Genomic DNA, 13,649 nt, shown 5'->3' on the forward strand with positions numbered 1-13,649 from the left:
CTTCCGCTGCCGGTCAGAAGGGTGGCGGGTCGTCGGTGTCGTCGGCGCCGAACGGGCCGGGCGAGCCGGGCGTACCGGGCGAGCCGTTGTGACGGGCGGGGAGGCTGGGCGGGGTCTTGATCTCGGTGAGGGTGATGGTGCCGTCGCGGTCGCGGCGGTAGGTGTGCCCGGTTGGGGTGGTCCAGACGAAGATGCCGTCTTCGGGCTGGATGACGTGGAACGCGCCGACGGTCTTGAGGAGGTGGTCGCGGGTGCACATCGGGCCGTTGTTGCCCGAGGAAGTCGTCCCGCCGCAGGCCCAGGACTCGGTGTGGTCGATCTGGCAGTCCTGGGCCGCGACGGTGCAGCCGGGACGCACGCAGGTCCGGTCGCGCAGGCGGACGAGTTCTTGGAGGGCGGCGGGCGGCCGGTAGCGGGTCCGGCCCAGATCGACCGGAGCACCGGTCAGGGGGTCGGTGACCAGGCGGCGCAGGTCGCCGTAGGCGGCCAGGGTCACGGCCTGGTCGGCGGTGATGGCGCCGTAGCCGGCGAGCACGGCGGCGGGTTCGGCGGTGTCGTCGAAATCTTCCTGCGGCGGTGTCTGCATCCCGTCGGTGCTGGGCAGAGTCGTCCCGGTGGTGGTGGGCAGAGTCGTGTCCGCGGGATCGGGTGTGCTGTCTCGGGTCTCTCGAGCGGGTTGCTGGTCGCGGTTGTGCTGCGCGGCCTGTCTGGCTTGGGCGGTGAGGAGGACGTCGAGGGGGACGGTGACCCGGATCTGGGGTCGGGTGATGCTCAGTCGTTCGCTGCCTCGGCGCAGGAGTGCGGCCAGCAGTGGTGAGATGACCGCGACCTCGGGGACGGCGCTGTCCAGGTCGGGGAAGCGTCCTTGCACGGGTGGGCCGGCGCGGTCCTTGCGTCGTCCGGTGTAGAGCTCGGCGGGAATCGCCCGACGCGCCTCACCCGCACGAGCGGCCTCGTCAGTGCGGCCGGCACCGTCGTCGCTGCTGGGCCGAGCGGTGTGGCTGCCGGTCTCGTTGTCGTCGTGCTCGGTGTCGAAGAGACGCGACTGGGTCTGATCGGCGCCCACGTCGGCGTCGACGGCGTTGGTATGCGGCGAGGCATCACCCGTCGGCTGGCGGGGCTTGCCCGCATCGGCCGGCTCGGTCGGCTCGTCCGGCTGGACGGTGGTGTGCTTCGTCGTGGTCGCCCCGGGTGTGGTCGCCGCTCTAGCGGTGCGCTCGTCGCCTTCGCCGTCCGGGCGGTGGTCCGCGCGCTCGTCGTCGGCCTTGCTGCCTGCGCCGGCGTCTGCGGTGCCGTCTGCTTCACCGGCCACGGATGTCGCCGGGTGGCAGGCCGGGCCGGTGCAGTCGCCGGTGGGTACCTCTTCGAGGCCGGCGATGGTGGCCGGGTCGGCGTGGGGGCCGGTGTCCCCGGTCAGGATCGCGGCGTGGGTCATCGCCAGGAGCACGTCCGCGCGGAGCTGGTCACTGGTCCGCGCGTCACCACCGGCGCGGGCGGTGGCCGCGGCCGCGGTCAGGCTCTGGTCGAGCTGGACACAGTCCTCCGCGGGCAGGACCGCGCTGATCGAGCCCATCCCGTCAGCCAGGACCCGCGGGCGGGTCACCCGGCGGCGGGACCGGGCCCGGTCATGACGGCGTTGCGCCTCTTCCGGGTCGACCTCCAGGAGCCGCTGCTGCAGATCCTCACGCAGCTGCACCACCGTACGACCGCTCGCCGCGGGGAGCACGTCTTGTTCGACCATCCACCCCACCGCCGTGGGCGAGGAATCCAGCGTGGTCACGATCGTCGCCGCCTTGCGGTAGTCCACCTCCCCGGTCGCCAACACCCGCCCGGTGTCCTCGAATGTTCCGCTCAGACCCCGCCCGACCCGGACCAAGGTGGTGGCCTCCCGACGCGTCAGGGCCAGCCGCATCGCGATCTCCTCACCGGTGGGATCGACCCTGGAACGCGGACCGAGCGCCGCGGGCTTCTCCTCGGGATGATCGAACAGCTCCGTCCCGCGCGACAGGGCCGCCGCCGCCCGCGCGGCCGTCGCCGCGGCCCAGGACTCCACCCGCCTGGCAGCGGCGAGGACCTCCACCCCCGCGACCCGGTCCACCTCCCGCGGGTCGATCCCGGCGAGTACCGCGGCAAGCTCCGGACCACCCGGCATCGCCGCGAACACCGAAACCCCCGCCCCCAACTGCTCCGCGGCAGCAGCCATCACCCTCGCCTGCTCCACCTCCCACACCGACCGGCCCTCACCATCCCCGGCCCCATCGCCGTCAGCGGCAGCGGCAGCGGCAGCGGCAGCGGCAGCAGCGTCCTCGACACCCTCGCGGCCGGGAACACCGCCCTCGCTAGCCATGTCCGCGCCCGGGCCGGGGCAAGCCGCGGCGTCGGCACCGCCCTCACGGGCGGCGCAGGCTCCGCCATGGCCATCGGCATGGGCATCGGCGTCGGCGTCGGCGTCGGCGTCGGCGTCGGTGTCGGATCGAGGAACCGGCTGCGCCAGGCCGGCCTCGGGAAAGGGATCGACCGGCAGATTGTCCGGCTCACCCGTCGGAAACGGGTCCTCACCCGCCCCGCACAGCACCTCCAGCATCTGGACCGCCCACGGATCTCCCGCGTCCGCCTGCACACCCAGACCCGCCAACCCGATCTCACGCACCACCCGCGCCTCAGCGATCCGGGCCTCGAGGTCCCTCTGCTGGACCAGAGCGCGCTGATGAGCGCACGGCCGGCCACCCACGCCGTCCTCGGCACAACAGAACCCGCCCCCCGCGAGCACCCGCCCTACATCCATACTCGAACACTAGTTCGGACCACTGACATCGACACAGACGGCATGCACAGACGTCGGCCGTAGGCCGCCTCTCGGAGGAGGAGAGTTCGGATCGATGGCCGACCCCGCTACCCGGCCCGTGAGAGACTCGTTGCGTCGTCCGTCGGTGACCTCTCGTCCGTCGGCGGGCTCTCGTCGGTCGGTCCCCCGCCGTCGGCGGGCGGCTCCTGGGACGCGTCCTCGGCCCCGGGCCGGACGTCTCGGGCTCACCCGGCTCGGACCCGGTAGCCGTGGCCACCTGCTCCTCACGGGTCGGTTCCTCGGGCGGCACCCCGCTCGGCTCTTCCGACCTCTCGGCCGACGTGGGCCGGTCGCGGATGTGTCTCCGGCGGGCTCGGAGACGGCGGGCCCTTGCGCGTACTACACGGACTCACAGATTACGCGGCCGCCGAAGTCGAGTCCGGTCCACAGTCCAAGTCCGCCCCGAGCAGGGCGACATCGAGGGCACGGCTCCGCCGCTGCGGGGACTGCCAGCTGGTGCCTGGCAGCTGGCTGCGAATGTCGATATAGGCAGTTCCGCCGAAAAGCGCGCTGAGAAGCCCGGAGCTCACCTGGACTTGCCGGATACCCGGGCTCGGCGTGGTGACCGGAAGCGGCTGACCACCGCGGATCGTCGCGGTGTAGGTGAACGGGTACGGCGTGGTGGTCGCCTGCCACTGGATGGTGGCGACATAGCGGAGGATCGGGTCAGTGTCGACGTCGCAGGTCGTCGCCTGCGGCGTGGGGAGCGTGTAGGAGCTGAACGCTCCGGTCGTCAGGCGCCCGTCGTCGCTCCACCGGGCCACGGTCGGCACGGCCGGGTTCAGCGACGCCCCGGTCAGCCCGACGGCGAGCACCAGACCGACGGTCACCACGGCGCGGCGGACCTCGCGGCGGTCGCGGGGCCACAGCAGCACGAGCGCGGCGCCGCCGACCAACGCGACGAGGCCGACCCGCACCGCGGTGGAGGAGGCGACGGTGGCGGCGGCGGGCAGCGTGGCGACGACGCGGTCCACCTCGTGCACGGTGTAGGACGACGGGTCGGGCACGGGATTGGTGTCGCCCTGCAGCACCAGCTCGGCGCCGTCCGCGGTGCTCTCGGTCTCGACCACGCGGTGCGTGATCCGCGTCCCGCCGTCGACGATCGAGACGACGTCCCCGACGCCGACGTCCGTCGCGGGGACCGTGCGGGCCAGCGCGATGCTTCCGGCGGGCATGTCGGGGCCCATGGAGCCCGAGCGGAACAGCAGGGGCTTGGTGTCGAGCGCGAACGCCAGGGCAGCGAGCAGGAGGCTCAGCGCACCCAGGACCGCCCCGGCCCAGAGGAGTGCGTCGGCGACGCGGCGCAGCATGGTCATGGCGCCACCTGCGTCGCGGTGAAGGTCAGCGTGAGAGTGCCGCTACTGCCCTGCGCGCTCGACGGCGCGGTGGGCACCAGGCCGACCCGCACGCACAGCGGCTCGGCCGTCCCACCGGCCGCGGTCGGCAGCGGACGAGCTGCGAAGATCGGGGCGTTCGCCGGGACCGTCCGAGGGGACCCGATCGACGACCCGGTGCAGGTGCCGTCGGCCTGCGCGGCGCCCAAGAAGGCGGATACCTCGACGACGCCGTCGCCGTAGCCCCAGGTGGAGCCGGCCGCGACGGTAAGCCCGTAGGTGAAGGCGGCGTCACCGGTGTTCCGGACCTCGGCGCCGAACGCTTGGTACTGCCCCGGCACGAGATTCGTCGCCGACCAGGTCCGCGTGGCCGTCCCGCCCGTCCCCGCGAGGTCGCCGTCGACCTGCAGGTCCAGCGTCCCCATCTCGATCGCGCCGACCTGCGCCGAGCCGCTCGCGCGCCACGAGGCCATTGTGCCGACCAGCGCCGGGACGATCAGCAGGCAGCACGCGAGGGACAGCCGGATCATGACCGACCGACGACGACGCTCGCCCCGCTGCGCCGTGGCCTGCCCCTGCGGCGTGGCGGCCGGGCGGCCCCGCCCCATCACGACGCCCCCTTCCTGCCGTGACGCATCAGGCCGGCCCCGACTCCCAGGAGGAGCATCGCTAGGACCGTCAGCCCCGCAGCGGCGGAGCTGCCGGTGCCCGGCAGTGGGCCGGCAGCTCCCTCGTCCGGACCAGCGCCGTCGTCGGGACCAGCGCCGTCACCAGAAACCGGCCCCTCCTGGCTGCCCGGGTCCTCCGTCTCGTTGGCCTGGGTGAGGGTGACCTCGAGGCCGAACCGCAGGCTGCGTCGCATCGACGCGTTGCCGGACTCCGGCTCGAACGACGCTCGCACCTCGAGCCTCTCATCGGCGCCGGCGACCACAATCCCCAGCTCTCTGGGATCCTGTGTCCGGAGGTCTTCCCAGTCGCCGCCCGCGCGACGGACCTGGAGGGACACCGCGCCGCCGGCGCCCAGGCCGTCGAGGTCCTCTACGGCTGCGGAGACCGACATGGCGGCTGCTCCCGCTCCGTCGTTGCGCACCCACAGGTCCGCGGTGCGCACGTCGCCCGGGGCCCAGCGCAGGCCCGGGTCGAACAGCGGACTCCCGAGGTCTGCGAACCAGGTCTGCCCGTCTGGGCTGAGCGCGACCTCGTCCTGTGCCCGAGCCTTCGCGGGAGCGGCGAGCAGGAGCGCCATGATCAGCGCGAGCACTACGCCGGCTCTCATGAGCCCTCCTCTCCTGGCTTCCTACGACGGCGGTCACGTACCGCACCGACGAACATGTACCCCGCGTACGCCAGCAGCAGCCCGGCGCCGACGGTACGGCCGACCACCCGTTGCTCCCCCGTCAGGACCGTGCTGACGTGACCGAGGTAGGGCACCGCGTACCAGAGCCGGCCTCGGATCTGCTCCGATCGAACCGGGGTCCGGTCGTCGGCATCGTTCGCGTCCCCCCTGGTGGTGTAGCGGTACGCGCCGGTCATGTCGGTCCCGACCGCGACGACGCGGTGGGTGGCGACCGCGGGTTCGCCCGACTCGAGCTGGTACGTGATCACATCGCCCACCCCGATCTGGTCGTGCGGCACCGGACGGACCACGACCAGCGTCCCCGGCGGGAGCGCCGGTTCCATCGAGCCGGTCGTGACCGTGTACGGCGTCGCACCGGCCGCGCGCGGCACGACGACCGCCGCGGCCAGGATCGCGACCGCACCGAGGATGACGACCCAGGCGAGCACCCGGCCGGCCCAGCCCAGTGCCGCGACACCAGGACGCGACTCGTCGGCCGGGTCGGCGCTCCGGGCGCGACCCAGCACCGCTGCGTGAGAACCCACCTGCTCGTCCGGGTCAGACTTCCGGGTTCGCCGTGTCCTGGGTCTGGGTGAGCGTCACCTCGAGCTGGTCCAGCGTGGCGGTGAGATCCTGCGTGTCATTGAGGTTGATCGCGGCCGCGTCGCCGAACGGGAAGGTCACGACGAACGAGGCGGTGAGCGTCTGGCCATCGTTGGCCTCGGTCACGACGCCGCCGTCGGCGATCGCGGTCCCGCCGATGTCGTAGGTCCCGTCCACCGTGAGCTCGAGCGACGCGGCGTCGGGCGTCGCCGTATAGGTGAGGGTGTCCGGCACCGACACCTCGGCGGACAGGTGATCACCGGTGGCCGAGACTGTGAAGGTGCAGTCCTTGGTGATGGCGTCACCCGGGACGATGGTGGTCACGGCCGTCCCGGCGTCGGAGCCGGTCGCGTAGACCCAGCCCGCGTCGCAGGTCCCTTCGCTGAGCGCAAGGCTGCCGGTGGTGACGTCGCCCCCCGCGGCGGTCCCGGTGTCGCTCCAATAGGCCAGTGTCGTGGCGCCACCTGTCAGGAGCAGCACGGCTGCCCCCGCGGCGAGAGCACCCTTGGCGGTCTTGTTCATCGTCCCCCCTGCTTCTTGTCATGTTTGCCGACGTTCGGCGGACCGCCATTTCGGACGAAGCGTCCCGCTCGAGTGAATTGGATCACAGCCGGGGCTGCGCCATGAGCTCTTCGGCGGGGAAAATTCGTGCAGACCCGGGGCGGGACGTCCCCGGGCCTGCGACGTCCCTGCCCCGGGAGTGCGAGAGATCAGCGCTCCAGCGGAACGAGCACCTCGGCCGTCGTGGTGGTCTCATTGCCGGCGCCGTCGACCGCCCGGAACGTGACCGTGTAGGTCCGCCCGTCGCCCTTTCCCGAGCGCTCGGCCCGGAGCCGGTAGGTCGTCTCGTCCACGACCACAACATCGTCGGTGGTGTTGCCGTCGCCCCTGCCGTTGTCGGCCTCGTCGGACGTCACCGACAGCAGCTCATAGCCCACGTCGCCCGAGTCGTCGGACGCCGAGACGTCGGCGGTCACGTCCACGTACTTGTGGTTAGGCGGCCCCAGCTCGTCATGGCTGAGCTGCACCGAGACGGTCGGCGCGGTGGTGTCCTGGCCGGCAAGGTCCAGGCCCACGAGCACCGGGTCGTGGTCGGACGAGCGGTACGCGTCAGCTGACCACAGATCCGCGGGACGGTCGTAGTCGAGGTTGTAGTCGAGCACGTCGGGCTCGTCGGCGTTGATGTGCCACTCGGACGTGCCCGTCACCTGCCCGGCCATCGTCTCGTTCGCGAGCGCGTGGTCGAGGTACCCGACCATGCCGTCGTACACGTACCCGTAGGCGTACTCGCCCCCGGCCCGCTTCACCAGGTCCGTGTACCCGTCGGCGACGAGTGCGTCGATCGGGTCCTCGTGGTCGTAGGAGTTCAGGTCCCCGATGACGAGGTGGTCCGGGTCGCCGCTCCCGGTCGGGTCGGCCGCCAGGTAGTCCACGATGGCCTCCGCGGCCTGGGTGCGAGTCACGTTGCAGTTGCCTTGCCCGTCCTCCGGGGTCGAGCCGTCGTCGCAGGCCGACCCCTTCGACTTCAGGTGGTTGACGGACACCGTGAAGATCTCGCCCGTCGCGGTCTCGCGGAAGGTCTGGCTCAGCATCGGCCGGTTCTTGGTGTCGTCGAACCGGGGGTCGTCGCTCGAGTCCAGCACGGCGACGTCACCGACCGGCTCCACGACGCCCGGCTGGTAGAGGAACCCGACCCGGATCGCGTCCGTCCCGACGACGCCGGTTTCGATCGCCTCGTAGGTGCCCTCGCCGAGGCGGTCGTTCAGACCGGCGGCGAGGTCGGCGGCCGGCTCGACGCCGGGCGTGTTCTCGATCTCCATGAGACCGACCACGTGCGCATCGAGCTCCTGCAGCGCGGTCAGCGTCGTCTGCCGCTGACGCTGAAGCTCCCCGGGGCTGTTCGCGCCACGGCAGTCCATGCTCTGGTCCGCGCCGCAGACAGGGTCGCCGTCGTCGAGCGTCAGGAAGTAGTTGAGGACGTTGTAGCTGGCCACCTGCACGGAGCCACCGACGTCCGGTGCCGTCGTCGGGCGCGGGTTGGCGGCGGAGTACTCGCCGTAGGCAGTGGGCTGCACGCGGTACACGCCGTGCGTGTGGTCGACGACGCCCTGCACTCCGGTGACGGTGTCGCCGCCGCGGAACGTGTGGGTCGCCGTGAACGGCTCGCCGGTGCCGGGGTGCGGGAGCGTCGCCGGGTTCTGCGTGCTCGAGGAGTCGTCGAGCGTGATGACGCGCCGTTCGTACTCCGCCTGCAGAGCCTGCGCCTCGGCGCCCGGCTCGACGACGGCGGTCGGCGTGTGCAGCCGGTTCCGGCCCTCCAGCGGCTTGCCGAGCACGACCTCGCCGAACCTGTCGTAGTTGAAGTACTCGCTGATGACCAACGTGTCGGTCAGCTCGACGACCATGCCCTCGACCGTCTCCAGGGCACCGGGGTGCGCCAGCGGGAAGGTCACGGGCGTCGGCTCGATCGGCGCGCCGTCGACCGCCCCGGGCTCGCCGAGCACCTCGACGGCGGCGTCCGTGAGCTGGGTCTGCGCGGAGCCGCTGGTGGAGTACTCCCCCACCGTCCCGGTGGCACGCACGAGCTGGCCTTCGGTCACGCCGTCGGTGGTGCCGTAGACGAAGAGGCCTTCCGACGTCGCAGCGTCACCGTCGCCGTCGGTCGCCTCCTCCTGCAGATAGAAGCCGCTCAGTCCCGGCTTGACGGCCGTGACGACGGCTTCGACGGTCTGTTCGCCCGCGCACGTCTCGTCGTAGGTCTCGCCCGCGCCCTGGATGTCCGAGATCAGGGCGACGGCCGCGCTCGGGTCGCCGCAGGTGTCGGCCGGCGGGTCGGTGGGCGGGTCCGTCGGCGGATCGGTCGGCTCCTCGGAGTTCACGGTGCCGAACGAGCTGGCGGCAGGGCCTTTCCAGGAGCCGTCGATGCGCTGCAGGGACTGCCCGGCCGGTGTGCTGGAGGCCTCGGCGACGCCGATGTCGGTGCTCGTCACGCCGTCCGCAGGACCGCCGACGGCGGCGAACGTGCCCTCGTAGGACAGGAGCTCGACGACCGTTCCGGCGTCGTCCACCAGTGCGACGCCGTCGGGCGAGCCGTTCTGGATGCCGGCGACCTCCCGGACGAGGACACCCGCGTCGGGGACCTGGCCGAGATCGGCGCTGTCGTACGGCGCGCCACCGTTGCCGTTGTAGAAGACCAGCGACCAGCCGGTCAGATCCGTCCCGGCGGGCGCCTGGACCTCCACGGCCTCACCGGTGTCGGCCCCGTCGTTGTCGTAGTGGATCTCGCTGATCACCGCGGGACCGGTGGCGTCCGCGCCGCCGGTCGCGGCGAGCGCGGGGACCACTCCGCCGAGGGAGGCGAGCGCGACGGCGCCGGCGGCCGCTGCCGCCACCCCCGTCGTCCTGGTACGGGTACGGGGATGGCTCACGACCACGTCCTCCTGGGTGTGTGCGCTGGTTCGGGGCGGTCACATCATCACAGCAGCCACCGACGTTCGGAACCGTTGCGGTTCCCGGTTCACGGGTCGTTCACCAGATCGACCACGAAAGGTCGACCCGTCGCCTTCGGAGCGCCCGCACGCAGGACGTGGCACTCTTGGGTCTGAAGGTGCACGACCGGGGGGGATAACGCCATCATTGGTCCCGTTCCGCCACCGTTGGTGCTGGTGGTAGCACCACCAGAGGATGTGCAGGAAGACGTGCAGGAAGGACCGGCGCCACGGCGCCGCGAGGAGGCGATCGTGTGACAACGCCAACGCAGAGGCCGACGAGGCCCGAGGCGGCGCCGCAATCGGCGCGACCCGCGCGCGAACGGACCGTGGGTGAGCTCGTCGCCACCCTCTCGGAGAAGGTCTCGACGGTCGTCCGCAGCGAGATCCAGCTGGCGATCGCGCAGGCGACGGAGAAGGGCAAGAACCTCGGCATCGGCACCGGTTTCCTGGCCGCGGCCGGCGTCGTCGGCCTCTACCTCGTCAACGTCCTCCTCGCCGCCGCCATCCTCGGCCTCGCGACGGTCCTGCCGGGCTGGCTCGCCGCGCTGATCGTCGCGGCCGTCCTGCTGATCGTCATCCTGGTGCTGGCGTTGCTCGGCAAGAAGAAGTTCGACGCCTCGAAGAAGTACGTCCCGGCACCCCAGGAGGGCTTCAAGGAGGACGTCGAGGCCGTGAAGAAGGGGATGCAGCAGTGAGCCGCCAGAGCACGGACAACGGCCCGGGCGCACCACAGCCGCCCAAGCGCACGATTCCTGAGATAGAGGCTCAGCTCGCCAAGTCGAGACTCGAGCTCACCAACGCGGTCGACGAGCTCAGCGACCGCCTGGATCCCCGCATGCAGGTGGAGGCGGCGAAGTCGCAGCTCCGGGACCTTGTCGGGCTGGCGAGCGAGCGCGCCAAGAGCTTCAAGGAGGATGTCACCTCCGGTGACCCGAAAAGCATCGGGATCGTCGTCGTAGGCGTCGCAGCCGTCGGAGTTGTGATTGCTGTCTCGCTCCGGCGCCGCTGACCGCTCTGACGTGCGGGAACACCGCAGGTCAGCGCCTACGGAATGGATGAGTGCCACCTGCACCATGTACGGTGGTTACACGACACAGATGACCACATAACGGGGCCGCACCGCTGGGTGCCTGCCCCGGTTCTATTGGAGGGGGTCGACGCCATGGGGCGCGGCCGTCAGAAGGCCAAGCAGACGAAGGTCGCTCGCAAGCTGAAGTACTTCAGCCCTGAGACCGACTACCGGGCTCTTGAGCGAGAACTCACGTCGCGTTCCGGTGACGCGGACGGTGAGGACTACGACGACATCCCTCCGGCTGACGAGATCCCTCCGGCCGAAGAGATCCCTCCGGCAACCTGGGACGACGTCCGCTCGAGTCGCTAGTCCAGTCAGGTGCGGTACGTACCGACCAGCCGGACGGCTCCGCCGTCGACGCCCTTCGTACCGCGTACGAGATCCCGGTCGTGACCGGGCGTGCCGTCGTCGTCGGTGACCTCGCCGAGGATCCACGCGTCGATGCCCTGCGCCGCCACCGTAGCCAGTGCGGCACCGGCCTGCTCGGCAGGCACGACGGCGACCATGCCGACGCCGAGGTTCAGGGTGCCCTCGAGGTCGCGCCACGGCACGTTGCCGAGCGTGCGTACCAGCTCGAAGATCGGCGGCACCACCCAGCTGGTCCGGTCGACGTCGGCCACGAGACCGGCCGGCAGGACCCGGGCGAGATTCGCCGCGAGCCCGCCGCCCGTGACGTGCGTGAACGCGTGGACCTCCAGCTCGAGGTCGTCGACGAGGGCGAGGCAGGCCGGCGTGTAGAGGCGGGTCGGCTCGAGCAGCTCCTGCCCCACGGTGCGGCCGAGCTCTTCAACGTGACGCTCCAGCGGCCAGCCGGCCACCTCGAGGACCCGGCGCACCAGGGAGTAGCCGTTGGAGTGCAGGCCGGACGAGGCCATCGCCACGAGCACGTCACCCGGACGCACACGCTCGGCGCCGAGCACCGCGTCAGCCTCGACCACGCCGGTGGCCGCACCGGCGACGTCGTACTCGTGCGGCTCGAGCAGGCCCGGATGCTCGGCGGTCTCCCCCCCGAGCAACGGGGTGCCGACGAGGGCGCACGCCTCGGCGATGCCACGCACGATGTCCGCGACCCGCTCCGGAACGACCTTGCCGGTGGCGATGTAGTCGGTCATCAGCAGTGGCCGGGCCCCGACCACCACGATGTCGTCGACGACCATGCCGACGAGGTCGTGGCCGATGGTGTCGTGGATGTCCATGGCCTGCGCGACGGCGACCTTGGTACCGACGCCGTCGGTGGACGTCGCGAGCAGCGGCCGCCGGTAGGCGGCGAGTGCGCTGACGTCCACCAGCCCGGCGAACCCTCCGACTCCGCCGACGACTGCGGGGGTGTGGGTGCCGCGGACAGCCTCCTTCATCAGCTCGACCGCCTTGTCACCCGCCTCGGTGTCGACGCCGGCGGCGGCATAGGTGATCTCGGGCGCGTCTGGCTCGCTCACGGGGCTCCTTCGGCGGACGGGATGGCGCAAGATGCCGGTCAGACGACCGGTTCCGGCGTCGGCAGGTTCTCGCTGGACCGGTCGGAGACCGTGGCACCCTCGCCGATCGGGATCGGGTAGTTGCCCGTGAAGCAGGCGGTGCACAGCCGCTCGCTCGGCAGCGTCGTGGCGGCCACCATGCCGTCGACGGAGATGTAGCCCAGCGAGTCGGCGCCGATGTTGGCGCGGATCTCTTCGATGCTCATCCCGTTGGCGATGAGCTCGGCACGGGTGGCGAAGTCGATCCCGTAGAAGCAGGGCCACTTCACCGGTGGGGAGGAGATGCGCACGTGCACCTCTGCGGCGCCGGCCTCACGCAGCATGCGTACGAGGGCTCGCTGGGTGTTGCCGCGCACGATGGAGTCGTCGACGACGACCAGCCGCTGCCCCTCGATGACCTCGCGGAGCGGGTTGAGCTTGAGCCGGATCCCGAGCTGGCGGATGGTGTCGGTCGGCTGGATGAAGGTACGCCCGACGTAGGAGTTCTTCACCAGGCCTTGCGCGAACGGCAGGCCCGACTCCTGGGCATATCCGATGGCGGCGGGAGTGCCGGACTCCGGGGTCGGGATGACGAGGTCGGCGTCGACGGGGTTCTCCCGGGCGAGGACTCGCCCCATCTCGGTGCGGGCAGAGTTGACCGGTACGCCGGCGATCTTGGTGTCCGGCCGCGCCAGGTAGACGTACTCGAAGACGCAGCCGTGCGGGGTGGCCTCGGCGAACCGGCGCGAGCGTAGACCGTCGGAGTCGATGATGATCAGCTCGCCGGGCTCGACCTCGCGCACGACGGAGGCGCCGACGATGTCCAGGGCCGCGGTCTCCGACGCCACGGCCCAGCCGCTGTGCAGGCGGCCGAGGACGAGGGGGCGCACGCCGTGCCGGTCGCGGGCCGCGTAGAGGGTCTCCTCGTCCATGAAACTCAGCGAGAACGCGCCGTCCAGCAGCGGCAGGACGGACATGGCGATGTCCTCGAGCCTCTCGCCCGGCTCGCCGGTGGTGCCCAGCAGGGCGGTGATCACGGAGGTGTCGGTCGAGGAGCCCTTGCCCATCTCGCCGGAGAGATCCTTTCCGGAGCGCTCCTTGACGATCTCGATGAGCTCGTGCGTGTTGGTGAGGTTGCCGTTGTGGCCCAGCGCCACGGTGCCCGAGGCCGTCGGCCCCAGGGTCGGCTGGGCGTTCTCCCACTCGGACGCGCCGGTGGTCGAGTATCGGGTGTGCCCGACCGCGATATAGCCCTGGAGGGACTCCAGCGCCCGGTCGTCGAAGACCTGGGACACCAGGCCCATGTCCTTGTAGACGAGGATCTGCTCACCGTTGGAGGTGGCGATCCCCGCCGACTCCTGGCCCCGGTGCTGCAGGGCGTAGATGCCGAAGTAGGTCAGCCGAGCGACCTCTTCGCCCGGCGCCCAGACGCCGAACACGCCGCACTCGTCCTGCGCCGTTCTCTCGCCCGGGAGCAGGTCGTGGTTGAGCCGTCCGTCTCCGCGTGCCACGGG

The 13,649-nt window shown here is 71.4% G+C and carries 12 protein-coding genes; 3 read left to right on the forward strand and 9 right to left on the reverse strand.

What is annotated here, in order from left to right:
• Positions 1-13: 13 nt before the first annotated feature.
• The 7 genes from ABD907_RS04560 to ABD907_RS04590 form a co-directional block, all read right to left on the reverse strand.
• Complete coding sequence (locus tag ABD907_RS04560; protein WP_345215277.1) at positions 14-2,785, reverse strand: HNH endonuclease signature motif containing protein; 2,772 nt, start codon at positions 2,783-2,785, stop codon at positions 14-16.
• 416 nt (positions 2,786-3,201) lie between these two features.
• Positions 3,202-4,161: a signal peptidase I gene (locus ABD907_RS04565; RefSeq protein ID WP_345215278.1), complete on the reverse strand. Its 960-nt coding sequence runs from the start codon at positions 4,159-4,161 to the stop codon at positions 3,202-3,204.
• On the reverse strand, positions 4,158-4,790 hold the full coding sequence (locus tag ABD907_RS04570) for a hypothetical protein (RefSeq protein WP_345215279.1): 633 nt from the start codon (positions 4,788-4,790) through the stop codon (positions 4,158-4,160). The genes ABD907_RS04565 and ABD907_RS04570 overlap by 4 nt, the downstream gene beginning before the upstream one ends.
• Positions 4,787-5,455 (reverse strand): hypothetical protein, encoded by a 669-nt coding sequence (locus ABD907_RS04575; protein ID WP_345215280.1) that lies wholly within the window; start codon positions 5,453-5,455, stop codon positions 4,787-4,789. The genes ABD907_RS04570 and ABD907_RS04575 overlap by 4 nt, the downstream gene beginning before the upstream one ends.
• Positions 5,452-6,060 carry a signal peptidase I gene (locus tag ABD907_RS04580; RefSeq protein ID WP_345215281.1) on the reverse strand — a complete coding sequence of 203 codons (609 nt, stop codon included), beginning with the start codon at positions 6,058-6,060 and terminating at the stop codon, positions 5,452-5,454. The genes ABD907_RS04575 and ABD907_RS04580 overlap by 4 nt, the downstream gene beginning before the upstream one ends.
• A 13-nt stretch (positions 6,061-6,073) precedes the next feature.
• On the reverse strand, positions 6,074-6,640 hold the full coding sequence (locus ABD907_RS04585) for an alternate-type signal peptide domain-containing protein (RefSeq protein WP_345215282.1): 567 nt from the start codon (positions 6,638-6,640) through the stop codon (positions 6,074-6,076).
• Positions 6,641-6,828: 188 nt separating this feature from the next.
• Positions 6,829-9,546 (reverse strand): ExeM/NucH family extracellular endonuclease, encoded by a 2,718-nt coding sequence (locus ABD907_RS04590; protein ID WP_345215283.1) that lies wholly within the window; start codon positions 9,544-9,546, stop codon positions 6,829-6,831.
• 314 nt (positions 9,547-9,860) lie between these two features.
• Here ABD907_RS04590 and ABD907_RS04595 point away from each other — a divergent pair, with 314 nt between their 5' ends.
• From ABD907_RS04595 to ABD907_RS04605, 3 genes are all read left to right on the forward strand, one after another.
• A complete protein-coding gene (locus tag ABD907_RS04595) occupies positions 9,861-10,304 on the forward strand; it encodes a phage holin family protein (RefSeq protein ID WP_345215284.1) in 444 nt (147 codons plus the stop codon).
• Positions 10,301-10,618, forward strand: coding sequence for a DUF3618 domain-containing protein (locus tag ABD907_RS04600; protein WP_345215285.1), 318 nt, complete (start codon positions 10,301-10,303; stop codon positions 10,616-10,618). Before ABD907_RS04595 ends, ABD907_RS04600 begins: the two co-directional genes overlap by 4 nt.
• A gap of 153 nt (positions 10,619-10,771) precedes the next feature.
• Positions 10,772-10,990: a DUF3073 domain-containing protein gene (locus ABD907_RS04605; RefSeq protein WP_345215286.1), complete on the forward strand. Its 219-nt coding sequence runs from the start codon at positions 10,772-10,774 to the stop codon at positions 10,988-10,990.
• A 5-nt stretch (positions 10,991-10,995) separates the two neighbouring features.
• Here the strand turns inward: ABD907_RS04605 and purM are convergent, their stop codons facing one another.
• Both purM and purF read right to left on the reverse strand, forming a co-directional pair.
• Complete coding sequence (gene purM / locus ABD907_RS04610; RefSeq protein ID WP_345215287.1) at positions 10,996-12,117, reverse strand: phosphoribosylformylglycinamidine cyclo-ligase; 1,122 nt, start codon at positions 12,115-12,117, stop codon at positions 10,996-10,998.
• A gap of 38 nt (positions 12,118-12,155) precedes the next feature.
• Positions 12,156-13,646, reverse strand: a complete 1,491-nt coding sequence (gene purF / locus ABD907_RS04615) for an amidophosphoribosyltransferase (protein WP_345215288.1) — start codon at positions 13,644-13,646, stop codon at positions 12,156-12,158.
• Positions 13,647-13,649: the final 3 nt, after the last annotated feature.

This window comes from Georgenia halophila (genome assembly GCF_039541595.1).

Coding starts and splice junctions, on each gene's coding strand:
- ABD907_RS04585 (WP_345215282.1), bottom strand. CDS start 6,640: ATGAACAAGACCGCCAAGGGTGCTCTCGCCGCGGGGGCAGCCGTGCTG.
- ABD907_RS04575 (WP_345215280.1), bottom strand. CDS start 5,455: ATGAGAGCCGGCGTAGTGCTCGCGCTGATCATGGCGCTCCTGCTCGCC.
- ABD907_RS04560 (WP_345215277.1), bottom strand. CDS start 2,785: ATGGATGTAGGGCGGGTGCTCGCGGGGGGCGGGTTCTGTTGTGCCGAG.
- ABD907_RS04605 (WP_345215286.1), top strand. CDS start 10,772: ATGGGGCGCGGCCGTCAGAAGGCCAAGCAGACGAAGGTCGCTCGCAAG.
- ABD907_RS04565 (WP_345215278.1), bottom strand. CDS start 4,161: ATGACCATGCTGCGCCGCGTCGCCGACGCACTCCTCTGGGCCGGGGCG.